We start from the raw sequence: 24,492 nt of genomic DNA, 5'->3' as shown, positions 1-24,492 counted from the left end.
GGCACTTCCCCCCAGCGCACATCGTTACCATGCGTGGACGCACATTCCGACGACCACTGACGATGACGAGGGACGGGCGAGCGCGTGGCCGAGGCGGCAGACTTCCAGGGGACCCATCCCTCACCTGCCCGCCGCTGGCTGCGGCGCACCGGAGCCCTGCTCACCGGAGCGCCGCTGCTGGCCGGGCTCATGCAGCTGCCGGCCGCGTCCCCCGCGAACGCCGCCGCCCCGGGCGCCTCCCAGGCCGTCTCCGGAGCGGGTCCGGTCTCCGTCTCGGTGAACTCCCTCACCCCCGGCGCCCCCGGCGAGGGCGACACCGTCACCGTGTCCGGAACGGTGACCAACAAGGGCAAGCAGATCGTCACCGACGCACACGTGGACCTGCGCGTCGGGCCGCTGCTGGACACCCGCTCGGGGATCGACACCGTCGCCAGGAACAGCGACGACGTCCGGAATCCCCTCGGCACGGAGGTCGGCGACAAGTACGCCGAGGAGGTCCCTGAACTCACTCCGGGCGTCTCGCGTCCCTTCACCCTCTCGGTACCGGTCGACGAGCTGGACCTCGGCAAGGACGGCGTCTATCAGCTGGCCGTCTCACTCGCCGGACAGACCTCCGCGCAGCCGTGGGAGCAGACCCTCGGCGTCCAGCGGACATTCCTTCCGTGGCAACCCGAGGAAGCCGACACCAGGACGAAGACGACCTTCCTCTGGCCGCTGGTCTCCACGGTCCACATGACGGCGGAGACGGGTTCGGACGAGCAGCAGACGCCGGTCTTCCACGACGACGAGCTCGCCAAGGAGATCTCCCCGGGGGGCCGGCTGGACCGGATGGTCGCCCTGGGCCGGGATCTCGACGTCACCTGGGTGATCGACCCGGACCTGCTGGCGTCCGTCGAGGCGATGACCGACCGCTACGAGATCCCCGGCACGGGGGACGACACCATCGTCGGCGGCCACCAGTCGGTCGCCAAGCGCTGGCTCACCGAGGTGCAGAACGCGGTGGCGGACAAGGAGGTCGTCGCGCTGCCGTTCGGCGACCCCGACCTGGCCTCCCTCGCCCACAGCGGCACCTCCGTCACCGGCTCGCTGAGCCACCTCAAGGAAGCCACCGACGTCGCCTCCCGCACGGTGGACCCGATCCTCCACGTGAAGTCCACCACCGACTTCGCCTGGCCCGTGGACGGCGCCGTCGACCCCTCCATCGTGAAGGTCGCCACATCCGCCGGTGCCGACAAGGTCATCGCCCGCAGCGACACCTTCGAGGAGAGCGACGGCCTGTCCTACACGCCCTCCGCGCCCCGCCCCATCGGCGGCGGCACCACCGCGGTCGTCGCCGACGCGCGGCTGTCCACGGCGTTCCAGGGCGACATGACCAAGGCCTCCTCCGCCACGCTCGCGGCGCAGCGGTTCCTGGCCCAGAGCCTGACCCTCGGACTGCAGACGAGTCAGCAGCGCAGCGTCGTCGTCGCACCGCAGCGCACGCCGACCGCGAGCCAGGCCCGGACCATGGCCGAGGCGCTGCAGATCCTGCAGGACGGATCCTGGTCCGAGCCGCAGGACCTCACGTCGGCCGCCAAGGCCAAGCCGGACCCCGCCGCCACCACCAAGGTCCCGTCGGCCTCCTCGTACCCCTCCTCGCTGCGCAAGCGCGAACTCCCGCGGTCGACGTTCGAACAGATCGCGAGGACGCAGGCCAAGCTCGACAAGTTCGAGGTGATCCTCTCCGACCAGTCCCGGGTGGTGACCCCGTTCGGGCGCGCCCTGAACCGCGGGATGTCCGTGTCGTGGCGGGGGCGGCAGTCCGAGGCGGCGATCTACCGGAGTGGCGTCGAGGCCTACCTCGACACGCTCATCAGCCAGGTGAGGCTGATCGACAAGTCGGAGACGAAACTCTCCGGCCGCAGCGCCACGATCCCCGTGACGGTCCAGAACAACCTGGTGCAGGCCGTGGACCACCTTGTGCTGCGGCTCAGCTCGACCAACCCGACCCGTCTCGAGATCGGGGGGGACGCCTACGAGGAGCAGCCCGTCGCGGTCTCCGGCGGCCACAGCCAGTCGGTGAAGTTCACCACGTCCGCGAACGCCAACGGCCGGGCGACGGTGGTCGCCCAGCTGTACACGCAGGACGGCCAGAAGTACGGGGAGGCCGTCACGTTCGACGTGAGGGTCACCGAGATCACCGCCACGGTGATGCTGGTCATCGGCGGTGGCGTGCTGCTTCTCGTCCTCGCCGGTTTCCGGATGTACACCCAGCGCAAGCGTGCCGCGGCCCGCGAGGCGGAGGAGCAGGATCACGAGGCGGGCGAGGACATCGACGGCCCGCAGAACCCGGAGGCTCCCGGGGAACGTCTCACCGAGCAGCCCGGGACGGGCCCGCGCCCGGACGACCCGGAGCAGCCGAGTGACCCGGCGCCGGACACCGCACCGGAAGGTGCCGGCCCGTCCGGCACGGGTGAGAGAGTGGACCGTTGAATGTCGTGGCCGTGGGCCCGGGACGATGAGGTGGGGTAACCATGAACGCGCCGTACGACGGTGACCGCGGCCATGCCGCGGGCAACTCGGGCCATCCCGAGTCGGACCCCCCGCAGGGTCCGCCGCCCGGGCACGACCAGGTGCCGCAGCCACCCGCCGATCCGTACCTCCAGGACGTCTACGACCAGGATCCCTACCGGGCGCAGGACCTCGCCGCCCAGGACCCGGTCGCCGAGGCGCTCTACGACCGCGCCGCCCACCCGCCGCCGCCTCCTGGCACGTACTCCGCGCAGCAGCCGCTGTACGGGCAGCCGCCCCAGTCGCCGTACGCTCCCGACCCGCGGGTGTGGGCCCCGACGCCCGCGCCGGAACCGGACGGTCCGTCGCAGTACCTGCCGTACGGCGACGATCCCCGTACGACACAGTTCGTGGGCGTGGACGACCTGGTCGGCCAGGCGGGGGACCAGCACCACGAGCCGGACGCCTTCGCCCACCTCTTCCGTGATCAACAGCAGAGCGGTGCCTTCCCGGACCAGCAGCAGGGCGGCGGGTACCCCGGCCACCAGCAGGGCGGCGGATACCCCGACCGGCCCGGAGCCGGATACCCGGGCCCGCAGCCGGTGGGCGGACAGCAGCCCCACGGAGTCGCGCAGGTCCCCGGCCCGTCCCCGACGCCCGGCCACTACGCGGGGGCCACGCCACCGCTCGCCGCCGAACCACCCGCGCCCGAACCGGCTCCCGTCCCCGCTCCGAAGAAGGGCGGCCGTGCCGGGGGACTGCTGAAGTCGAGCGCCGTGATGGCGGCCGGCACCATGGTCTCCCGCCTCACCGGGTTCGTCCGGTCCGCGATGATCGTCTCCGCCCTGGGCCTCGCTCTGCTGGGCGAGTCGTTCCAGATCGCCTACCAGCTGCCGACGATGATCTACATCCTGACCGTCGGCGGTGGTCTCAACTCGGTCTTCGTGCCCCAGCTCGTGCGGTCGATGAAGGACGACGATGACGGGGGCGAGGCCTACGCCAACCGTCTGCTGACGCTGGTGATGGTGGCCCTGGCCGCACTCACCGCCCTCGCGTGGCTGGCCGCCCCCCTCCTGGTGCGCGCGCTGTCGGTCTCGGTCGCCACCGACCCCGCGGCCAACGACGTCGCGGTGACCTTCACCCGCTTCTTCCTGCCCTCGATCTTCTTCATGGGCGTGCACGTGGTGATGGGTCAGATCCTCAACGCCCGCGGCCGGTTCGGGGCGATGATGTGGACCCCGGTCCTGAACAACATCGTCATCATCGTCACGCTCGGCACGTTCATCTGGGTCTACGGCACCGCGGCCGACTCCGGGATGACCGTCGAGAACATCCCGCCGGAGGGCGAGCGGCTGCTCGGCGTGGGCATCCTCCTCGGCCTGGTGGTCCAGGCCCTGGCGATGATCCCCTACCTCCGCGAAACCGGGTTCCGCATCCGCCTGCGCTTCGACTGGAAGGGCCACGGTCTCGGCAAGGCCGCCATGCTCGCCAAGTGGACGATCCTCTTCGTCCTCGCCAACCAGGCGGGCGCCCTGGTGGTCACCCAGTTGGCGACCGCGTCGGTCAAGGGCACCGAGATCTCCGGCACGGGCTTCAGCGCCTACTCCAACGCCCAGCTCATCTGGGGCCTGCCCCAGGCGATCATCACCGTCTCCCTGATGGCCGCCCTCCTGCCCCGTATCTCGCGCTCGGCGGCCGAGGACGACGGCGGCGCGGTCCGGGACGACATCTCCCAGGGCCTGCGCACCACGGCGGTCGCGATCGTGCCGATCGCCTTCGGTTTCGTCTCGCTCGGCATCCCGATGTGCACGCTGATCTTCGGCTCCTCGGGTACCGGAGCGGCCACCAACATGGGCTACATGCTGATGGCCTTCGGCCTCGGCCTGATCCCCTACTCCGTGCAGTATGTGGTCCTGCGGGCCTTCTACGCGTACGAGGACACCCGAACGCCCTTCTACAACACGGTCATCGTGGCCGCCGGCAACGCGATCGCCTCGGCCGTGTGCTTCTTCGTGCTTCCGGCCCGCTGGGCCGTGGTGGGCATGGCCGCCTCGTACGGACTGGCCTACGCGATCGGCGTCGGCGTCGCCTGGCGCCGACTGCGCAAGCGGCTGGGCGGGGACCTGGACGGCGCCCGGGTGCTGCGGACCTACGCGCGACTGTGCATCGCCTCCGTGCCGGCCGCACTGCTCAGCGGGGCGGCCTGCTACGGGGTCGTGCAGACGCTCGGCCAGGGCGTCGCGGGATCGTTCGCGGCACTGCTGGCGGGCGGAATCGTTCTGTTCGGCATCTTCTTCGTGGCCGCCCGCCGAATGCGCATCGAGGAGGTCAACTCCCTGGTCGGCATGGTCCGCGGACGCCTTGGACGCTGAGGCCGGGGGTAGGCGCACAACCATCGTCGGCGACCATGTGTCGTGCAGAGCGACGGACTGTGGGCACAATTGGTTCCGGCGTCGGACGGCGCGCGACGGACGCCGGCCGACGCGCATGGGATGGGGAGGCAGGGAACGACGGTGGCGGAACGGAGCACAGCTGCCGTCGACGTGGCAGACAACAGCGGCGAGCAGTCGCTGACCGCACAGGCGGACCAGTCCACGGCCGACGGTGTGGCCAAGAAGCGGGAGCGGGACACGGACAGCGACGAGGCACAGGAGAGCACCGGGGCCGAAGGCTCCGGGAAGACCTCGCCGCACGAACTGCACAGCGGCCACAAGCTCGCCAGGCGTTACCGCCTGGAGGAGTGCGTCACCCGCCTGGACGGATTCAGCAGTTGGCGCGCCGTGGACGAGAAGCTCCGCCGTGCCGTCGGCGTCCACATCCTGCCGGCGGATCACTCACGCGCCCGGTCCGTTCTCGCCTCGGCCCGCTCCTCCGCCCTGCTGGGCGACCCGCGCTTCGTCCAGGTCCTGGACGCCGTCGAGGAAAACGACGTCGTCTATGTGGTGCACGAATGGCTCCCCGACGCCACCGAGCTGACCACGCTCCTGGCTGCCGGGCCACTGCAGGTGTACGACGCCTACCAGATGGTCAGTCAGATCTCCTCCGCCATGGCCGCCGCCCATCGCGAGGGCCTGGCCCATCTGCGCCTGAATCCCAATGCCGTACTGCGTACCTCGACCGGCCAGTGGCGTATCCGCGGCCTCGCCGTGAACGCGGCGCTGCGGGGCATCAGTTCCCACACCCCGCAGCGCACCGACACCGAGTCCATCGGTGCCCTCCTCTACGCCGCGCTCACCCAGCGCTGGCCGTACGAGAGCGACGCCTACGGTCTGTCCGGCCTGCCCAAGGACATCGGGCTGATCCCGCCCGACCAGGTACGGGCGGGGGTCCACCGCGGCCTGTCCGAGCTGGCCATGCGGGCGCTCGCCAACGACGGGGCCACCGCCTCCCGGCACGAGTCCGCCTGCACCACGCCGGAAGAGCTGGTGAAGGCTATCGCCGAGATGCCTCGCATCCGTCCGCCGGAGCCCGCGTTCACCACCCCGCCCGACTATCAGCGCACCACGTACCAGCAGGGCACCTACGGTCGGCCCGCGGCGCATCCCGGGTTCGCCCAGCCCGCACCGGTTCCACCGCCCCCGCTGCAGAGCCGCACGGGCAAGGCCCTGAAGTGGGCCGTCTCGGCACTGCTGATCGCCGCGCTCGGTCTGGGCAGCTGGCAGCTCGCCGACGCCCTCATGGAGCAGGGCGGCAAGTCCGACGACACGAACAACACCCGGACCACGGACGGGGACGACAAGGGCTCGAAGAAGCCGGTGAGCGGCAAGCCCATCGCCATCACCGGTGCGCGTGACTTCGATCCGTTCGGCTCCGACGGATCCGAGAACCCGGAAGACGTGGACAAGGTGTACGACGGCGTCCCGGGCACGTACTGGCAGACGAACTATTACGAGAGTGCCGACTTCGGCCGGTTGAAGCAGGGCGTGGGTGTCGTTCTCGACCTCGGCAAGAGCCAGCAGGTAGGGACGGTCACCCTTGGCTTCGTGGGTGCCACATCGGTCGAGCTCCGCGCCGCTTCCGGTGACACCGGGACGCAACCGACGTCCTTCGACGCCTACACCAAGGTGGCCGAAGGGTCCGGCAGCAGCGTCACCCTCAAGCCCGAGGAACTGGATTCCCGCTACCTGTTGGTCTGGCTGACCGAGCTGCCGGTGCAGGCAGACGACGGCAAGTGGCGCGGCAGGGTCGCGGACATCAAGGTGACCAGCTGAGGCCGCCTGCCTCGAGGGAGGGGATCCGATGGCGGAAGGCGCCGCATATGACGGAGTGAGTGACCAGGACCTGCTCGCCCGCCATGTCGAGGGCGACCCGGAGGCCTTCGGTGAGCTCGTACTCCGGCACCGCGACCGGCTCTGGGCCGTGGCACTGCGGACGCTGGGCGACCGAGAGGAAGCCGCTGACGCCGTCCAGGACGCTCTCGTCTCCGCCTACCGGGCCGCCCATACCTTCCGGGGCCAGTCGGCCGTCACCACGTGGCTGCACCGGATCACGGTGAACGCCTGTCTGGACCGGGCCCGCAAGGCGGCCTCCCGGAAGACCTCTCCGGTCGACGACACGGAACGCCTGGAGCAGCTGCTGGAGCCGCACGAGTCCGCGTCGGCCCCGGCCGAGCGCAATGATCTGCACCGCCAGCTCATCGAGGCCATGGCCACCCTCCCTGCCGATCAGCGGGCGGCACTCGTCCTCGTGGACATGCAGGGCTACCCGGTCGCAGAAGCAGCCCGCATCCTCGACGTGCCCACCGGCACGGTGAAGAGCCGGTGCGCTCGGGGGAGAGCCAGGCTTCTTCCCCTGCTCACGCATCTGAAGCCGGACGGCACCGGAGAAGGCAAGAAACAGGGGGCGGCGCGGAACCGGACGCACAGGGCATCCGTCCCACCCACAGCAGAACCACGTCCGGCGGATCCGCAGGGCGCAGGACCGAGCGACCCAGCGACAGCGAAGGGCGGAGGTGGGCGAGCGTGACGTCGACGGCAGGCAAGGCGGAGCACCCGGACGTCACGGAGATCTCCGACCTCACCGAAGGTCTCCTTCCTCCGGCCCGCGCCACTGGAGTACGCCGGCATCTCGACGAGTGCGAGCTCTGCGCGGACGTCCACGCCTCGCTGGAAGAGATCAGGGGCCTGCTCGGCACCATGCCGGGTCCGCCCCGCATGCCCGCCGAGGTGGCCGGTCGCATCGACGCGGCCCTCGCCGCCGAAGCCCTGCTCCAGGCCACGGCACCGGACGCCGAGGAGGCTTTCGGCTCGTCCTCCGGGCCCGTCGATGACGAGCCGGTGCATGTTTCACGTGAAACAGCGATGCCTTCGGACCGGCCCACCGGCAGTCCCCGTTCCTCCACGACCGGGCCGGGCCGGAAGCCCCGTGTGCGGGGAGGACGCCGAAGGATGGCTGTCCTGGGAACCGTCTTCACCGTCGTCGCGCTCGGACTCGGCTCTGTCGTGCTGTCGTCCGTGAACGACGGCAAGGGGCCGGATGAGGACCGGCAGACCACCGCCGCAGACACCTTCTCCGAGGGGAAACTGGAGAAGCAGGTCACCGCTCTCCTCGCGCGGAGCCAGCAGAAGAGCCCTGTCTCCGGCACTCCCCACACTTTGGAGATGGGGTCGGAGTCACGCACCGCCGATCCCAAGGTCTTCAAGCAGCCCACGGTTCCCGGTTGTGTCAGCGACGGCATCGGCCGCAACGACGCCGCCCTCGCCACCGAAGAGGGCACGTACAAGGGGAAGGAAGCACTGCTCGTCGTGCTTCCCGACGCCTCCGACGACACCCGTGTGACCGCGTACGTCGTCGAGGCGTCCTGCGTGGACAACCCGTCCTCGGGCGCCTCGGCGAAGGTGTTGCTGAAGCACTCCTATCCGCGCTCCTGACGCCCGGCGCTCCGTCCGCGTGCTGCGCGTCATCCCGCACGGTGCGGGACGGCTTCCTGCCCGCCAGGCCCCGTCTTCGTGTGCCCGGACACGGCGGGAATGCGCGACCCTTAGGATCCGTTGGGTGGGGTGAGAGTCCCGAAAGGGAATCTCACCGGTCGACCGACGCAGACCAGAGACAAGGAATCAAGCCGTGAGCGATGTCCGTAACGTGATCATCATCGGCTCGGGGCCGGCCGGCTACACGGCGGCTCTTTACACCGCCCGTGCGTCGCTGAAGCCCCTGGTGTTCGAAGGCGCTGTCACCGCCGGCGGTGCCCTGATGAACACCACCGAGGTGGAGAACTTCCCCGGCTTCCAGGACGGCATCATGGGTCCCGAGCTCATGGACAATATGCGCGCCCAGGCCGAGCGCTTCGGTGCCGAGCTCGTTCCGGACGACGTGGTCTCCGTCGACCTGACCGGTGAGATCAAGACCGTCACGGACACCGCCGGCACGGTGCACAAGGCGAAAGCCGTCATCATCACCACCGGCTCGCAGCACCGCAAGCTCGGTCTCCCGAACGAGGACGCCCTCTCGGGCCGCGGTGTCTCGTGGTGTGCCACCTGTGACGGCTTCTTCTTCAAGGACCAGGACATCGCCGTGATCGGCGGTGGCGACACCGCGATGGAGGAGGCCACCTTCCTCTCGCGCTTCGCCAAGTCCGTGACGATCGTCCACCGCCGTGACACCTTGCGCGCCTCCAAGGCGATGCAGGAGCGTGCCTTCGCCGATCCGAAGATCTCGTTCGTCTGGGACAGCGAGGTCGCCGAGGTCCAGGGTGAGCAGAAGCTCTCCGGGTTGAAGCTGCGCAACGTCAAGACCGGCGAGCTTTCGGATCTGGCGGTGACCGGTCTGTTCATCGCGATCGGCCACGACCCGCGCACCGAGCTCTTCAAGGGCCAGCTCGAGCTGGACGAAGAGGGCTACCTGCAGGTCGACGCCCCCTCGACGCGCACGAACATCACCGGGGTCTTCGGTGCCGGTGATGTCGTCGACCACACCTACCGCCAGGCGATCACCGCCGCTGGTACGGGTTGTTCCGCCGCCCTCGACGCCGAGCGCTTCCTCGCGGCCCTCGCCGACGGGGAGAAGGCCGAGCCCGAGAAGACCGCAGTCTGATCCCTACCATCCGCTCCACGCACCGACCAGTTAAGGAGCCCTTCGTGGCCGGCACCCTGAAGAATGTGACCGACGATTCCTTCGAGCAGGACGTCCTCAAGAGCGACAAGCCCGTCCTGGTGGACTTCTGGGCCGCCTGGTGCGGTCCGTGCCGTCAGATCGCTCCGTCCCTCGAGGCAATCGCCTCGGAGTACGGGGACAAGATCGAGATCGTCAAGCTGAACATCGACGAGAACCCGGGAACGGCCGCCAAGTACGGCGTCATGTCCATCCCGACCCTGAACGTCTACCAGGGTGGCGAGGTCGCCAAGACCATCGTCGGCGCGAAGCCGAAGGCCGCGATCGTTCGCGACCTCGAGGAGTTCATCGCCGAGTGACGACTGACCGCCTCGTCGGCGGATGTTTCACGTGAAACACGAATGGGCCAGCCCGCCAGGGCTGGCCCATTCGTATGCGGCAGGTCAGAGGGGACGCAGCGCCGGCTCTTTCTGTACCGCTCCGAGCAGTCGGTCCAGCGCCATCTCGACATCTTCCTTCCAGGAGAGTGTCGTCCTCAGCTCAAGTCGCAGCCGCGGGTAGGCGGGGTGCTGGCGGACTGTCTTGAATCCCACGGCCAGTAGATGGTCAGCAGGCAGTACACAGGCCGGTTCCTTCCACCGGGCATCGCCGAAGGCTTCGATCGCTTTGAAGCCCCGGCGCAGCAGATCCTTCGCCACCGTCTGCACCATCACCCGGCCCAGGCCTTGTCCCTGGTATCCCGACACGATGAACGCGGTCATCAGCTGCACCGCGTCAGGCGACACGGGGCTGGTGGGAAACGCCGTGGAACGTGGCACGTAGGCGGGCGGAGCGTAGAGGACGAAGCCCACGGGGACGTCGTCGACGTAGACGACCCTGCCGCAGGATCCCCAGTCCAGGAGAACGGCTGAGATCCACGACTCCTTCTCGAGCGCGGCAGTGCCCGCCTTTACCGCTGCCTCACCGCTGACCGGGTCGAGCTCCCAGAAGACGCACGAGTGACAGCGCTGGGGGAGATCCTGAAGGTTGTCCAGCGTGAGCGGTACGAGCCTACGGCCCAAGGCTGTTCCTCCCTTCCTTCGCCCGCTGCTTCACGGGCGGCTGTCAGATTGCTCCGTTCCTTGAGCAGGCTGCCGATGAAGCCGCTGACGGCGCCCACCCCCAACCCCGCGCTCACCAGTCCGGTGCGACTCGTCATTCGCATGGCCCCTGCCTTGCTCTCAGAGGTAGCGCCGGGTGGCTGCGCCGTATCCGATCGCATCGTATCCATGAAGCGATTCCCTCGATACCGGCAGAAAGCAAAGGGCGGACCGTGTTCCGGTGCACACCGGATATGGCCCGCCCTGTCCGGCTCATCAGCCGACGGTTCAGGACTCGGTCTCCACGGAGTCGTCGTCCAGCAGCCCCTTCTGCATGACGGGGCCCTCACCCGGCGCAAGCGTGCCGAGAATGCGCTCGAGGTCCTCCATCGAGGCGAACTCGACGGTGATCTTGCCCTTCTTCTGCCCCAGATCGACCTTCACTCGCGTCTCGAAGCGGTCCGAAAGACGCGTCGCGAGATCCGTCAACGCCGGGGAGACAAGAGCACCTGCTCGCGGACCTTTGGAGCGCTGAGCCTTCTGGGGCCGTGAGCCCATCAGGGTCACGATCTCCTCGACAGCCCGTACCGACAGCCCCTCGGCCACGATCCGGTGGGCCAGCCGGTCCTGCTCTTCGGAGTCCTCGACGGACAGCAGTGCGCGGGCATGGCCGGCGGACAGCACACCGGCGGCGAGCCGGCGCTGGACGGTCGGCGAAAGCTTCAGCAGACGCAGCGTATTGGACACCTGCGGACGGGACCGGCCGATGCGGTCCGCCAGCTGGTCGTGCGTGCAGTTGAAGTCCTTCAGCAACTGGTCATAGGCAGCGGCCTCTTCCAACGGATTCAGCTGGGCACGGTGCAGGTTCTCCAGCAGAGCGTCCAGAAGAAGCTTCTCGTCGTCCGTGGCCCGCACGATCGCCGGAATGGCCTCCAGCCCCGCCTCATGGCAGGCCCGCCACCGGCGCTCGCCCATGATGAGCTCATAGCGCCCGGGCCCCACCTGCCGTACGACGACCGGCTGGAGGAGACCGACCTCCTTGATGGAGGTGATGAGCTCGGACAGCGCGTCCTCATCGAACACCTCACGCGGCTGCCGGGGGTTCGGCGTGATGGCGCCGAGAGGAATCTCGGCGAAGTGAGCCCCCACGGGTGGCGCGGGCATGGCCGCACTACCGATGAGCGAGGACTCCTCTGTTTCACGTGAAACAGCCGACAGCGTGGCCGCCCTCGCAGCAGGCACCCCGCGCTCGTTCGGCAGTACCGGAACCGCAGCGGGAGATGTGGAAGCCGTGCCCCCCATCGCGGCCGGCGGCGCTGTTTTCTCCGTCGGGGCAACAGGGATCAGTGCGCCGAGGCCACGGCCCAGCCCTCTCCGTCGATCGCTCACTGCACGCCCTCCACCATGTTCGGATCATTCTGCTGTGCGCCGATGTGCGCCTGTGAGGCGTCATAGCTGACGCCGACACCCCTGAGCGCGATCTCTCGTGCCGCCTCAAGATAGGAGAGGGCACCACTCGATCCAGGATCGTAAGTCAGCACCGTCTGCCCATAACTCGGCGCCTCCGAGATACGGACGGAGCGGGGGATGCTCGTCCGCAGTACCTCGCCGCCGAAGTGGGTGCGCACCTCGTCCGCGACCTGTGACGCGAGGCGCGTCCGGCCGTCGTACATGGTGAGCAGGATCGTCGACACATGCAGGGTGGGGTTGAGGTGTCCCCGGACCAAGTCGACGTTGCGCAGTAGCTGTCCCAGCCCTTCCAGCGCGTAGTACTCGCACTGGATCGGGATCAGGACCTCCTGGCCCGCCACCAAGGCGTTGACCGTCAGCAGGCCGAGCGAAGGCGGGCAGTCGATGAGGATGTAATCCAGGGGCTGCTCGTACGCCTGAATCGCCCGCTGCAGCCGACTTTCGCGCGCCACCAGGGACACGAGCTCGATCTCCGCACCGGCGAGGTCGATCGTGGCGGGTGCGCAGAAGAGTCCCTCGACATCGGGGACCGGCTGAACGACCCCCGCAAGCGGCTTGCTCTCCACCAAGACGTCGTAGATGGAGGGAACGTCGGCATGGTGGTCGATACCCAGGGCTGTGGACGCATTGCCCTGGGGGTCAAGATCGATCACCAGGACGCGAGCACCGTGCAGAGCGAGCGACGCGGCAAGATTGACGGTGGTCGTCGTCTTACCGACGCCGCCCTTCTGGTTGGCGACCACCATGACACGGGTCCGCCCGGGCCGCGGCAGGCCCTCCCCGGCACGGCCCAGAGCTTCCACCGCCAATTGGGCAGCACGACCGATGGGAGTGTCGTCCATCGGAGGCGGTGTTTCACGTGAAACATCCGCCTCCGTCGATTCGGTACGGGGACCGGGGACCGGATCGGTCATCGGTCCCGCGATGTTGGCGTCGGACCGCAAGGATTCACTCTCCTCGACTTCAGGCTCGCAATGAACAGAGCCTCCCATGCCTTCGGGGTCGCGAACCAGTGAGGCCTGACGTTCTGTGGAGAAATCCACCTCTGTGGACAACTCCATGCCACTTGGGGAGGCCGGTGTCTCGTCGGGAACGGGGTCCTCTCTGAGTGAACCGAGAGGCTTCCGGTCACGGGGTTCGGCCGCGGCGCGGCCCCGACTGATGATGCCGTGCAGCAGTGAGCGACGTTTCACGTGAAACACGATGCACAGCTACCGAGGCGGTACTGCCGCGACACTCCGGAATGGGAGGTTTGGCAGCTTGTGTGGAGTACGTCCGCTTCTCGAAACGGGCCGGGGCGGCGCACTGTCGAAAGCAGACCGGCTCGCTATCCGCGCCGACGCCGAGCCCGCCCCGTACGCGCGGCCTTGGCACGCTTCGCCGCGAACCGCACGCCTCCCGGGCTCTCCCCGACCTCGACGCGCACGACCGTGGACGTCGGGTCCACGACGCCCTCACCCACATGCACGATCGACGTCGCCACGGCACCGAGCTTGCTCAACGCCGTAGCCGCGCTCTTCAGCTCCTCCTCGGCAGCGTCGCCCTTGAGCGCAAGCATCTCCCCGTACGGCCGCAGCAGAGGGATGCCCCAGGTGGCGAGGCGATCAAGTGGTGCCACGGCGCGTGCCGTCACCACGTGCACCGGAGGCAGCTGCCCCATGACCTCTTCGGCCCGGCCACGGACGACCGTCACATGGTCCAGGCCGAGCAGCTCCACGACCTCGGTCAGGAAGTTGGTGCGCCGCAGCAACGGCTCCAGCAGTGTGATCTTGAGGTCCTCCCGGACCAACGCCAGGGGAATGCCCGGCAGGCCGGCCCCTGAACCGACATCGCACACCGTCACGCCCTCCGGCACTACCTCCGAGAGCACCGCGCAATTCAGCAGATGCCGCTCCCACAGGCGGGGCACCTCACGCGGACCGATCAGGCCGCGCTGCACACCCGCTTCGGCGAGCAGTTCCGCGTACCGAACCGCGTCCGCGAAGCGATCACCGAATACCTCGCGCGCCTGCTCGGGCGCGGGGGGAAGTTCCGCTGCCTCCGTCACGGGGACCGTCCTTCCGTACCGTGCCGACACGGGGTGCCGGCACCAGAACCAGAAACATCAGGCTGAAAAAGTTCGGCCCCGTCTGCGCAACAGACGGGGCCGGTGGAACGTAGCGCCGATCAGGCGGGAAGCACGACGACGAAGCGCTGCGGCTCCTCGCCCTCGGACTCGCTGCGCAGGCCGGCGGCCTTGACCGCGTCGTGCACGACCTTGCGCTCGAACGGGGTCATCGGGTCGAGCTTCACGGACACGCCGCTGCTCTTGGCCTCGGCGGCGGCCTTGGCGCCCAGCTCGGACAGCTCGGTCCGCTTCTTGGCCCGGTACCCGGCGATGTCGAGCATGAGACGGCTGCGGTCCCCGGTCTCCCGGTGCACGGCCAGCCTCGTGAGCTCCTGGAGCGCCTCCAGCACCTCACCGTCTCGACCGACCAGCTTCTGCAGGTCGCGGCTGTCCGTGTCGCTGATGATAGAGACAGAGGCGCGGTCCGCCTCGACGTCCATGTCGATGTCACCGTCGAGGTCGGCGATGTCGAGCAGACCCTCCAGGTAGTCCGCCGCGATCTCGCCCTCCTGCTCCAGGCGGGACAGGGTGTCTGTGCCCTCGGCAGCGGCGGCGGTGGTGCCTTCCGTCACGGGATGGACTCCTTCTTACTTCTTGGACGGGGACTTGGGCCGCTGCGGGCCCTTGCGCTGTCCGGACTGGGCCTTGCTGCGGGTGCTGCCGGCGGGCTTGGCGTTGCCCTTCCTGGCAGCGACGGCGGGCTTGGTGTCGTCCTGAGGCTCGTCCGACTTGATCAGCGAGGTGGCCTCTCCAGCCGCCTTTGCCGTGCCGGACTGGCGCTGGGACTTGCTCTGCCGCTTCGGCTGCTGCCGCTTGGGGACCGCCCCGGTCGTGGTCGGCGTACCGTCCTCGGCCTCCACGACGGTGCTCTCGCTCTTGATCACCATGCCGTCGGTCTGGGCCGCGAGCCCGGCCTTGCTCAGGCCGTTGATGAACTTGCGCTCGTACTCGTTGCGGTCGCGGCCCTTGGCGACGATCGCCTTCACGATGGCGCGCTCACGACGGTTGCGGGTCTTGCCGTGGCGGGTGACGTGCTTGGAGAGGCGCTCGAGGTAGGCGGCCTGGGCCTTGGAACCCGGCGTGGGGTTGTTGTGGATCACGTACATCTGCTGGCCCATGGTCCACACGTTGGTGGTCAGCCAGTAGACGAGGACACCGACCGGGAAGTTGATGCCGAAGACCGCGAAGATGACGGGGAAGACGTACATCAGCATCTTCTGCTGCTGCATGAACGGCGTCTTCACCGTGGTGTCGACGTTCTTCGTCATCAGCTGGCGCTGCGTGTAGAACTGCGACAGCGACATCAGGACGATCATGATCGCCGTGACCACACGGACGTCGACCAGGGAGGAGTTGAGGGCCTCGACCTTGTCCGAGCTGTCCGTGAACTTCGCCGCGAGCGGGGCACCGAAGATGTGCGCCTTCTGCGCACTCTCCAGCAGACGCTCGTTGATCACGCCGACGGTGTCGTTCGACGCGATGCTGTTGAGCACGTGGTAGAGGGCGAAGAAGAACGGCGACTGCGCCAGGATGGGAAGGCACGAGGACAGCGGGTTGGTACCCGTCTCCTTGTACAGCTTCATCATCTCTTCGGACTGGCGCTGCCGGTCGTTCTTGTAGCGCTCCTGGATCTTCTTCATCTCCGGCTGGAGCGTCTGCATCGCGCGTGTCGCCTTGATCTGCTTCACGAAGAGCGGGATCAGGCAGATGCGGATCAGAATCACCAGGGACACGATGGACAGGCCCCAGGCCCATCCCGTGTCAGGGCCGAAGAGAGCGCCGTACACGCTGTGGAACTGGACGATGACCCAGGAGACAGGTGTCGTGATGAAGCTGAAGAGGCTGGCAATCGTGTCCACTAATCATGCTCCTTGGGCATGGGACGAGGTCTCTGCGGCCGGGCTCGAAGGACTCGTCGGACTTGCGGGGGAAGTCTGTCCTTCGGTGGCCGGTGCGGCGGCGGAGGTCCCGCCCTCGCGTGCACGCCAGGCGTTACGCAGCATTTCGTGCCACCGGGGACGCTTACGCGGCGGGACATGGTCCACACCGCCCAGCGACCACGGATTGCACCGCAGGATGCGCCAGGCCGTGAGTGCTGTGCCCTTGACGGCACCGTGCCGGTCGATGGCCGTGTAGCCGTAGTGGGAGCACGATGGGTAGTACTTGCACACCGGCCCCAGCAGTGGACTGATCGTCCACTGATACAGCTTGATCAGAGCCAGCAGCGGGTACTTCATCGCGCGCCCCCTCCCAGCAGCCGCCGCAGGGCGGCGTCCAGGTCTTGGGCCAGCTGTGCATGGTCGGCGTCGCCCGCTCCGGGCAGCGCTCGTACGACTACCAGGCTACCGGGGGGCAACTGGTCGACTCGCTCGCGCATCAGATGGCGAAGCCTGCGCTTCACCTTGTTGCGCACCACCGCGCCTCCCACGGCCTTGCTCACGACGAAACCCGCACGCGACAGGGGAGCGCTCTCCCCAGGCGCATGCGGGTTCGTGGCACCGCTACGTAGGTGGACGACGAGATGCCGGCGCCCGGCCCGGCGCCCTCGTCGAACCGCGGTCGCGAAGTCCTCGCGCCGCCTCAGCCGGTTCTCGGTGGGCAGCACGACGTCATGACCTGACCGGGATCAGGCGGACAGACGGGCGCGACCCTTGCTACGGCGAGACGCGAGAATCGCGCGGCCGGCACGGGTACGCATACGCAGCCGGAAGCCGTGGGTCTTGGCGCGACGACGGTTGTTCGGCTGGAAGGTGCGCTTGCTCACTCGGGGGCTCCAGAAGAAATCGGTGTTTGCGGGGTGCCGTCCTGGCTGTCACCGTGCGCCCACGAGTAGCTCGCGTTACGCCGCAGTGCACCGCTGACCGATCACCTTGCGCGATCTGTGCCCATCGGAGGCAGGCGGCAGCAGCCATCGACAACTCGACCTGGTTACGGTACGCGCGGCTGCGCCATTCGGTCAAACCAGCGGTCGCCGGGAGACACTTGTCCACAGCCTGGGGACAACAACTTGAACCGTACCGGCCGCCCTGACTACCGTGACTGGACTTCGATTCGTTCCCTTGACCCTCGACCACCCGATTTACATCCCGACCCGTCCCTCGCATCACACGATCGGGGGACCTGTGAGAGAGCGTGCCCTGTGGCTGACGTACCTGCCGATCTTGCCGCAGTGTGGCCACGCGTACTGGAGCAACTGCTCGGCGAGGGCCGCGGACAGGGGGTCGAGGGCAAGGACGAGCACTGGATCCGACGCTGCCAGCCGCTGGCGCTGGTCGCCGACACCGCCCTCCTCGCCGTGCCGAACGAGTTCGCGAAGGGTGTGATCGAGGGCCGGCTGGCCCCCGTCGTCAGCGAGACCCTGAGCCGCGAGTGCGGCCGGCCGATCCGGATCGCGATCACCGTCGACGACACCGCCGGCGAGCCCGCGGCCCCGCCGCCGCCCCGGCCCCAGCCGCGCTACGAGGAGCCGGAGCTCCCGGCCATCCGCCAGGACCGCTCCGACCGCTCCGACCGCTCCGACCACCGGGATCGGCCGGAGCGCGAGACGTACGACGGGTACGACGGCTACGGCCGCCGCCGGGCAGAACAGCAGTCCGGCCCGGCCGGCGACCAGCTCCCCACCGCCCGTCCCGCCTACCCGTCCGAGTACCAGCGCCCGGAGCCCGGCGCCTGGCCGCGGCCGACGCAGGAGGAGTACGGCTGGCAGCAGCAGCGCCTCGGCTTCCCGGAGCGGAACCCGTACGCCTCACCGTCGCAGGACGCCTACGGCCCGCAGGACACCTACGGCGGCCAGGACTCCTACGGTGTCCAGGACGGCTACGGCGGCGCACCCTCGCAGGACTACCGCTCGCAGCCGATGGAGCGGCCGTCCTACGACCAGCAGCGCTCCGACTACGACTCACCACGGGGCGAGTACGACCAGCGGGACGCCAGGCGCCGCGAGCTGCCCGAACCACCCCCCGGTTCGGGGCACGTCCACCGCGGCGGCCCCGTGGGCCCCAATCTGCCCACCACCGGAGCGCCCGGCCCGCTGGCCGCGCAGCCCGCGCCGGCCACCGGCCCCGGTGAACCGACCGCGCGGCTGAACCCGAAGTACCTCTTCGACACGTTCGTCATCGGCGCGTCCAACCGCTTCGCGCACGCGGCCGCGGTCGCCGTCGCCGAGGCGCCGGCGAAGGCGTACAACCCCCTGTTCATCTACGGGGAGTCCGGGCTCGGCAAGACGCACCTGCTGCACGCGATCGGACACTACGCGCGAAGCCTCTACCCGGGCACCCGCGTGCGGTACGTCAGTTCCGAGGAGTTCACCAACGAGTTCATCAACTCCATCCGCGACGGCAAGGGCGACAGCTTCCGCAAGCGCTACCGCGAGATGGACATCCTGCTCGTCGACGACATCCAGTTCCTGGCGGACAAGGAGTCGACGCAGGAGGAGTTCTTCCACACGTTCAACACGCTCCACAACGCCAACAAGCAGATCGTGCTTTCCAGCGACCGGCCGCCCAAGCAGCTGGTCACGCTGGAGGACCGGCTGCGGAACCGTTTCGAGTGGGGCCTGATCACCGACGTCCAGCCGCCGGAGCTGGAGACGCGCATCGCCATCCTGCGCAAGAAGGCGGTGCAGGAGCAGCTCAACGCCCCGCCGGAGGTACTGGAGTTCATCGCCTCCCGGATCTCGCGCAACATCCGTGAGCTGGAGGGGGCGCTGATCCGGGTGACGGCGTTCGCCTCGCTCAACCGGCAGCCGGTGGACCTGGGGCTGACGGAGATCGTCCTGAAGGATCTGATGCCCGGGGGCGACGACTCCGCCCCCGAGATCACCTCCACGGCGATCATGAGCGCGACGGCCGACTACTTCGGGCTCACGGTCGAGGACCTGTGCGGCACCTCACGAGGGCGCGCGCTGGTGACGGCGCGGCAGATCGCCATGTACCTGTGCCGGGAGCTGACGGATCTGTCGCTGCCGAAGATCGGCGCGCTGTTCGGCGGGCGCGACCACACGACGGTGATGCACGCGGACCGGAAGATCCGCAATCTGATGGCCGAGCGGCGTTCCATCTACAACCAGGTCACCGAGCTCACCAACCGCATCAAGGCGGGCTGAGGGCCCACAGGCCGCGCTGGGGCGAGGGCGCCTCCGGATCGCTCCGGAGGCGCCCTTCGTCGTGCCCTCACCCGGCCGGAGCCGCCTGCGTCCGCGTACGCGCCTGCGACTGGACCTGCTCCGCACCTGCGCCGGCACCCGCGCCTGCGGTCATGGCCGCCGCCGCCCGTCGCGGCCCGCCGCCCGCCGCCGTCCTCGCGCCGCCGGCCGCCGCAGCCCGCTGCAGACCGCCCGCACCGCGGCCGCCACCGCCCGTCCTCGGCCCGCCTCGCACGGGCCATCGCGCCTTGTCACCCCGCGCAGCCCACCACGCTCCCCACCACGCTTCCCGCCGCCCGGTGGCCGCTCACCGGCCGCAGACCGGCCACCTCGCCACCCCCGCTGTTCGATTTCGCGGCCGGGTTACGGCCGTCCTCCACAGATTCAGTGACTTTTTCCCATCCACATGCTGGGGACCGCGAAGTTGTCCCGATCCTGTCCACAGCCTGCTCGGTTGAGGCACGATCAAGCCAGGTCAACTGGCTGTGGATTCGTGGACAGACGATCTCCACAGGCTGTGGACAGAATGGCGGTCCACAGCCTGTGGACCAAGTTGTCCACGGGCTGCCCACAGGCTGGAGCCGGTTGTCCCCAGCGATCGGCCTCTTCTCCACATCGCTGTCCACTGTTCGGCAACGCGACGCGCCTGCTCACCGAGACGAGTGAAAGGCGTCACATCACGTTGCCGGAGGGGGCTGTGGGAAAGACCCGCAAAACTGGGGACGGAGCTGGGGAGAACTCGGCCCTGCCTGTGCACGGAGTGTGCAGAACTTTCTGTTCTCCACAGAAACGCCTGGTTGTCCACTGCCTCCGCCCACAGGGCCCGTGGACAAAATCACCGCACTGAGCTGGGAAAACAGGGTTATCCACGGTATCCACAGCCCCTACTACTACTCCCGACTAGAGAGAGTGAGGAATCCGTTTCGAAGGAGGCCCTGTGCACAACTGGCCGCATCGACGCCGGCTGCCACTCGTCACGACTTGACCCCGAGGGGCGCCTACTGTCAGTGCGGTGCGTCAGACTGGTCCCCGGAGTCCTTCCCCTCGCAGGGGCCGACGACACCGAGTCAGACGACGAAAGCCAGGCAGGGCGAGAAGCGCCGGCAACAGCAGGAGGCGGCAACAGTGAAGATCCGGGTGGAACGCGACGTACTCGCGGAGGCAGTGGCCTGGGCGGCGCGCAGCCTCCCGGCCCGTCCGCCGGCCCCTGTCCTCGCCGGCCTGCTGCTGAAGGCCGAGGAAGGCCAGCTGAGCCTGTCCAGCTTCGACTACGAGGTCTCCGCGCGGGTGTCGGTGGAGGCGGAGGTCGAGGAGGGCGGCACCGTCCTGGTCTCCGGCCGCCTGCTCGCCGACATCTCCCGCGCCCTCCCCAACCGGCCGGTGGAGATCTCCACAGACGGTGTACGGGCCACGGTGGTGTGCGGTTCCTCGCGGTTCACCCTCCACACACTGCCTGTGGAGGAATACCCGGCCCTGCCGCAGATGCCGAACGCGACGGGCACGGTCCCCGGCGAGGTCTTCGCCTCCGCCGTGCAGCAGGTCGCCATCGCGGCCGGCCGTGACGACACGCTGCCCGTGCTCACCGGTGTGCGCATCGAGATCGAGGGCGACACCGTCACGCTGGCCTCCACCGACCGTTACCGCTTCGCGGTCCGCGAGTTCCTGTGGAAGCCGGAGAACCCGGACGCCTCCGCGGTCGCCCTGGTGCCCGCCAAGACGCTCCTGGACACCGCCAAGGCGCTGACCAGCGGCGACCAGGTGATCCTGGCGCTGTCCGGCTCCGGTGCGGGCGAGGGCCTGATCGGTTTCGAGGGCGCCGGCCGCCGTACCACCACGCGGCTGCTGGAGGGCGACCTCCCGAAGTACCGCACCCTGTTCCCGACCGAGTTCAACAGCGTGGCCGTGATCGAGACCGCGCCCTTCGTGGAGGCCGTCAAGCGTGTGGCCCTGGTCGCCGAGCGCAACACCCCGGTGCGGCTGAGCTTCGAGCAGGGCGTGCTCATCCTGGAGGCCGGCTCCAGCGACGACGCACAGGCTGTGGAAAGGGTCGACGCCCAGCTGGAGGGCGACGACATCTCGATCGCCTTCAACCCGACGTTCCTGCTGGACGGCCTGAGCGCCATCGACTCCCCGGTCGCCCAGCTGTCCTTCACCACCTCCACCAAGCCGGCGCTGCTCAGCGGCCGTCCGGCGGTGGACGCGGAGGCGGACGAGGCCTACAAGTACCTGATCATGCCGGTGCGACTCAGCGGCTGAGCACCTGCCGGCTCGAAGCCGCAGGTGAGGGCGTGCGCATGAGCGCCTGTGCCCACAGATGTGCGCGGGCGTCCGGGTCTAGGCTCGGACGCCGGTACGAAAGTGCCGTCACGCCACGTCGCATACCTAAGGAACACATCTGATGGAGCTCGGTCTCGTCGGCCTCGGCAAGATGGGCGGCAACATGCGCGAGCGGATCCGCCGCGCAGGCCACACCGTCTTCGGATACGACCGCAACCCGGACCTCGCCGATGTCCACAGCCTGCGGGAACTCGTGGGCAAACTCAGCGGCCCGCGGGTGGTCTGGGTGATGGTCCCGGCGGGCGCGCCCACCCAGACCACCATCGACGAGCTCGCCGAGCTGCTCGAGCCGGGTGACGTCGTCGTGGACGGCGGCAACTCCCGCTGGACGGACGACGAGAAGCACGCCGAGGAGCTGGCGGCCAAGGGCATCGGCTTCGTCGACTGCGGCGTCTCCGGGGGCGTCTGGGGCCTGGAGAACGGCTACGCGCTGATGTACGGCGGCGACAAGGAGAACGTCGCGAAGGTGCAGCCGGTCTTCGACGCCCTCAAGCCGGAGGGCGACTTCGGCGCGGTGCACGCGGGCAAGGTCGGTGCCGGGCACTTCGCGAAGATGGTCCACAACGGCATCGAGTACGCCATGATGCAGGCCTACGCCGAGGGCTGGGAGCTGCTGGAGAAGGTCGACTCGGTGACCGACGTCCGGGAGGTGTTCCGCTCCTGGCAGGAGGGCACCGTCATCCGCTCCTGGCTGCTCGACCTGGCGGTGAACGCCCTCGACGAGGACGAGCACCTGGACGGGCTGCGGGGTTATGCGCAGGACTCCGGTGAGGGACGCTGGACGGTGGAGGCCGCCATCGACAACGCGGTCCCGCTGCCGGCGATCACCGCCTCGCTGTTCGCGCGGTTCGCCTCCCGTCAGGAGGACTCGCCGCAGATGAAGATGATCGCGGCGCTGCGGAACCAGTTCGGCGGCCACGCGGTCGAGAAGAAGTAATCCACAGGGCACGCCACGCGTCCACAGGACCGCGGGGCGGTCCACCACGCCGGGGGAGGTCGGCGAACGAGCATGCACGTCACGCATCTGTCGCTGGCCGACTTCCGCTCCTACCCCCGGGTCGAGGTCCCGCTCGACCCGGGGGTCACGGCCTTCGTCGGCCCCAACGGGCAGGGCAAGACGAACCTCGTCGAGGCGGTCGGCTATCTCGCCACCCTCGGCAGCCACCGCGTCTCCTCCGACGCGCCCCTGGTCCGCATGGGCGCCGACCGCGCGATCATCCGCGCCCAGGTCCGGCAGGGCGAGCGGCAGCAGCTGATCGAGCTGGAACTGAACCCGGGCCGAGCCAACCGCGCCCGCATCAACAGGTCCTCGCAGGTCAGGCCCCGGGACGTGCTGGGGATCGTACGGACCGTGCTGTTCGCGCCCGAGGACCTCTCCCTGATCAAGGGTGACCCAGGTGAACGGCGCCGCTTCCTGGACGAGCTGATCACCGCGCGCTCCCCGCGCATGGCCGGCGTCCGCTCCGACTACGACCGGGTGCTCAAGCAGCGCAACACCCTGCTGAAGTCGGCCGCGCTGGCCCGTCGGCACGGCGGGCGCACCCTGGACCTGTCCACCCTCGACGTCTGGGACCAGCACCTCGCGCGCGCGGGCGCCGAGCTCCTGGCGCAGCGGCTGGACCTGGTGACCGCTGTGCAGCCGCTGGCCGACAAGGCGTACGAGCGGCTCGCGCCCGGCGGGGGACCGGTCGGCCTGGAGTACAGGTCGACCGCGCCCGGTGAGGCCCACACGCGTGAGGACCTGTACGAGCAGCTGATGGCCGCGCTCGCGGAGACCCGCAAACAGGAGATCGAGCGGGGTGTCACCCTGGTCGGACCGCACCGCGACGACCTGTCCCTCAAGCTGGGCCGGCTGCCCGCCAAGGGCTACGCCTCCCACGGCGAGTCCTGGTCGTACGCGCTGGCGCTGCGCCTGGCCTCCTACGACCTCCTGCGCGCCGAGGGCAACGAGCCGGTGCTGGTGCTCGACGACGTCTTCGCCGAACTGGACACGCGCCGCCGTGAGCGTCTGGCCGAGCTGGTCGCGCCCGGTGAGCAGGTCCTGGTGACCGCGGCGGTCGACGACGACGTCCCCCATGTGCTGGCGGGCAACCGGTTCGCCGTGGCCGAGGGGACGGTGGAGCGCGTATGAGCGAGGCCGGGACGCCCGGGAGCGGCGCCGGCAAGGCCCCTGAGCCCTCCGGTGTCGATCTGGCACGGGTGGCGCTGCGCGCGGCCAAGGAGGCGGCACGTGCGCGTGGCGACGCGACGCAGCAGCGGAAGCAGGCGCGGCGCGGCGGCCTGCGCTCCGGTGCGCGCGCCGACCGGCGCGACCCGATGGCACTCGGCGCGGCGATCAACCGGCTGCTCACCGAGCGCGGCTGGGAGGCCCCGGCCGCGGTGGGCGGGGTGATGGGGCGCTGGCCGGAGATCGTCGGCGAGGACGTGGCCAAGCACTGCGAGCCGGAGCGTTACGACGAGGACGAGCGGATGCTGGTCGTGCGCTGCGACTCCACGGCCTGGGCGACCAATCTGCGGCTGCTCGCGCCGACTCTGGTGGCGCGCCTCAACGAGGATCTCGGCCACGGCACCGTGCGGCTGATCAAGGTCGTCGGACCCGGTGGTCCCGCCCGGCGCTTCGGGCCCCTGCGCGCTCCCGGCAGCACCGGGCCCGGTGACACGTACGGGTGACCCGGGTGTCCTCCTCCGCCTCGGCGGCCACCTTTTTTCGCTCATTCTCGCCGTGACAGCGTCACGTGACTGACATCACATAAGTGCTTCTCAGGGGCGTGTTCGGGCGGTCGCCGCCCGCTTCTCCGGACGACCGCGCGCGGTCG

The 24,492-nt window shown here is 69.1% G+C and carries 21 protein-coding genes; 12 read left to right on the top strand and 9 right to left on the bottom strand.

The window, feature by feature from the left end:
- Positions 1-84: 84 nt before the first annotated feature.
- The 7 genes from ACF07S_RS15020 (at position 85) to trxA (ending at position 9,899) form a co-directional block, all read left to right on the top strand.
- Positions 85-2,472 carry a DUF6049 family protein gene (locus ACF07S_RS15020; protein ID WP_391974329.1) on the top strand — a complete coding sequence of 796 codons (2,388 nt, stop codon included), beginning with the start codon at positions 85-87 and terminating at the stop codon, positions 2,470-2,472.
- A gap of 41 nt (positions 2,473-2,513) precedes the next feature.
- Positions 2,514-4,862 (top strand): murein biosynthesis integral membrane protein MurJ, encoded by a 2,349-nt coding sequence (gene murJ, locus ACF07S_RS15015; protein WP_391962624.1) that lies wholly within the window; start codon positions 2,514-2,516, stop codon positions 4,860-4,862.
- A 141-nt stretch (positions 4,863-5,003) separates the two neighbouring features.
- Complete coding sequence (locus ACF07S_RS15010) at positions 5,004-6,701, top strand: protein kinase family protein (protein ID WP_391962625.1); 1,698 nt, start codon at positions 5,004-5,006, stop codon at positions 6,699-6,701.
- A 28-nt stretch (positions 6,702-6,729) separates the two neighbouring features.
- Positions 6,730-7,455, top strand: a complete 726-nt coding sequence (gene sigM / locus ACF07S_RS15005; RefSeq protein ID WP_391962626.1) for an RNA polymerase sigma factor SigM — start codon at positions 6,730-6,732, stop codon at positions 7,453-7,455.
- On the top strand, positions 7,452-8,360 hold the full coding sequence (locus ACF07S_RS15000) for an anti-sigma factor family protein (RefSeq protein WP_391974328.1): 909 nt from the start codon (positions 7,452-7,454) through the stop codon (positions 8,358-8,360). Before sigM ends, ACF07S_RS15000 begins: the two co-directional genes overlap by 4 nt.
- A gap of 193 nt (positions 8,361-8,553) precedes the next feature.
- A complete protein-coding gene (gene trxB / locus ACF07S_RS14995; RefSeq protein WP_391962628.1) occupies positions 8,554-9,522 on the top strand; it encodes a thioredoxin-disulfide reductase in 969 nt (322 codons plus the stop codon).
- Between the two features lie 44 nt (positions 9,523-9,566).
- Positions 9,567-9,899, top strand: coding sequence for a thioredoxin (gene trxA / locus ACF07S_RS14990; RefSeq protein WP_030847066.1), 333 nt, complete (start codon positions 9,567-9,569; stop codon positions 9,897-9,899).
- Between the two features lie 84 nt (positions 9,900-9,983).
- Here trxA and ACF07S_RS14985 read toward each other — a convergent pair whose 3' ends face one another.
- The 9 genes from ACF07S_RS14985 to rpmH all read right to left on the bottom strand — a co-directional run bounded on the left by ACF07S_RS14985 (position 9,984) and on the right by rpmH (position 16,960).
- Entirely contained in the window at positions 9,984-10,601 is a 618-nt protein-coding gene (locus ACF07S_RS14985; RefSeq protein ID WP_391962629.1) for a GNAT family N-acetyltransferase, read from the bottom strand.
- A gap of 306 nt (positions 10,602-10,907) precedes the next feature.
- Entirely contained in the window at positions 10,908-12,008 is a 1,101-nt protein-coding gene (locus ACF07S_RS14980; protein ID WP_391962630.1) for a ParB/RepB/Spo0J family partition protein, read from the bottom strand.
- Entirely contained in the window at positions 12,005-13,081 is a 1,077-nt protein-coding gene (locus ACF07S_RS14975; RefSeq protein WP_391963042.1) for a ParA family protein, read from the bottom strand. The genes ACF07S_RS14980 and ACF07S_RS14975 overlap by 4 nt, the downstream gene beginning before the upstream one ends.
- A 335-nt stretch (positions 13,082-13,416) precedes the next feature.
- Positions 13,417-14,136, bottom strand: coding sequence for a 16S rRNA (guanine(527)-N(7))-methyltransferase RsmG (rsmG, locus tag ACF07S_RS14970; protein WP_391962631.1), 720 nt, complete (start codon positions 14,134-14,136; stop codon positions 13,417-13,419).
- 119 nt (positions 14,137-14,255) lie between these two features.
- Complete coding sequence (locus ACF07S_RS14965; RefSeq protein ID WP_391962632.1) at positions 14,256-14,768, bottom strand: protein jag; 513 nt, start codon at positions 14,766-14,768, stop codon at positions 14,256-14,258.
- A 15-nt stretch (positions 14,769-14,783) separates the two neighbouring features.
- Positions 14,784-16,055, bottom strand: a complete 1,272-nt coding sequence (gene yidC / locus ACF07S_RS14960; RefSeq protein WP_391962633.1) for a membrane protein insertase YidC — start codon at positions 16,053-16,055, stop codon at positions 14,784-14,786.
- A 3-nt stretch (positions 16,056-16,058) separates the two neighbouring features.
- A complete protein-coding gene (gene yidD, locus ACF07S_RS14955) occupies positions 16,059-16,433 on the bottom strand; it encodes a membrane protein insertion efficiency factor YidD (RefSeq protein WP_391962634.1) in 375 nt (124 codons plus the stop codon).
- A complete protein-coding gene (rnpA, locus tag ACF07S_RS14950) occupies positions 16,430-16,801 on the bottom strand; it encodes a ribonuclease P protein component (protein WP_391962635.1) in 372 nt (123 codons plus the stop codon). The genes yidD and rnpA overlap by 4 nt, the downstream gene beginning before the upstream one ends.
- A gap of 21 nt (positions 16,802-16,822) precedes the next feature.
- On the bottom strand, positions 16,823-16,960 hold the full coding sequence (gene rpmH / locus ACF07S_RS14945; protein ID WP_003956500.1) for a 50S ribosomal protein L34: 138 nt from the start codon (positions 16,958-16,960) through the stop codon (positions 16,823-16,825).
- A 375-nt stretch (positions 16,961-17,335) separates the two neighbouring features.
- Here rpmH and dnaA point away from each other — a divergent pair, with 375 nt between their 5' ends.
- From dnaA to ACF07S_RS14920, 5 genes are all read left to right on the top strand, one after another.
- Positions 17,336-19,300 (top strand): chromosomal replication initiator protein DnaA, encoded by a 1,965-nt coding sequence (gene dnaA, locus ACF07S_RS14940; protein WP_391974327.1) that lies wholly within the window; start codon positions 17,336-17,338, stop codon positions 19,298-19,300.
- Positions 19,301-20,464: 1,164 nt separating this feature from the next.
- Positions 20,465-21,595, top strand: coding sequence for a DNA polymerase III subunit beta (gene dnaN, locus ACF07S_RS14935; RefSeq protein ID WP_391962637.1), 1,131 nt, complete (start codon positions 20,465-20,467; stop codon positions 21,593-21,595).
- Between the two features lie 142 nt (positions 21,596-21,737).
- Positions 21,738-22,613, top strand: a complete 876-nt coding sequence (gnd, locus tag ACF07S_RS14930) for a phosphogluconate dehydrogenase (NAD(+)-dependent, decarboxylating) (RefSeq protein WP_391962638.1) — start codon at positions 21,738-21,740, stop codon at positions 22,611-22,613.
- A gap of 72 nt (positions 22,614-22,685) precedes the next feature.
- The gene (recF, locus tag ACF07S_RS14925; RefSeq protein ID WP_391962639.1) at positions 22,686-23,807 is read left to right on the top strand and encodes a DNA replication/repair protein RecF; all 1,122 of its coding nucleotides are present in this window, start codon (positions 22,686-22,688) and stop codon (positions 23,805-23,807) included.
- On the top strand, positions 23,804-24,346 hold the full coding sequence (locus ACF07S_RS14920; protein ID WP_391962640.1) for a DUF721 domain-containing protein: 543 nt from the start codon (positions 23,804-23,806) through the stop codon (positions 24,344-24,346). Before recF ends, ACF07S_RS14920 begins: the two co-directional genes overlap by 4 nt.
- Positions 24,347-24,492: the final 146 nt, after the last annotated feature.

The organism is Streptomyces sp. NPDC016640, from assembly GCF_043076215.1.
GTDB lineage: Bacteria > Actinomycetota > Actinomycetes > Streptomycetales > Streptomycetaceae > Streptomyces.
The sequence above is the reverse complement of the archived record's forward strand: the minus strand, read 5'-3'. Positions and strand labels throughout refer to the sequence as shown.

What these genes read in the sequence shown, in the direction of transcription:
- murJ (WP_391962624.1), top strand. Translation starts at nt 2,514, where the DNA reads ATGAACGCGCCGTACGACGGTGACCGCGGCCATGCCGCGGGCAACTCG.
- sigM (WP_391962626.1), top strand. Translation starts at nt 6,730, where the DNA reads ATGGCGGAAGGCGCCGCATATGACGGAGTGAGTGACCAGGACCTGCTC.
- ACF07S_RS14975 (WP_391963042.1), bottom strand. Translation starts at nt 13,081, where the DNA reads ATGGGAGGCTCTGTTCATTGCGAGCCTGAAGTCGAGGAGAGTGAATCC.
- yidD (WP_391962634.1), bottom strand. Translation starts at nt 16,433, where the DNA reads ATGAAGTACCCGCTGCTGGCTCTGATCAAGCTGTATCAGTGGACGATC.
- gnd (WP_391962638.1), top strand. Translation starts at nt 21,738, where the DNA reads ATGGAGCTCGGTCTCGTCGGCCTCGGCAAGATGGGCGGCAACATGCGC.
- recF (WP_391962639.1), top strand. Translation starts at nt 22,686, where the DNA reads ATGCACGTCACGCATCTGTCGCTGGCCGACTTCCGCTCCTACCCCCGG.
- ACF07S_RS14920 (WP_391962640.1), top strand. Translation starts at nt 23,804, where the DNA reads ATGAGCGAGGCCGGGACGCCCGGGAGCGGCGCCGGCAAGGCCCCTGAG.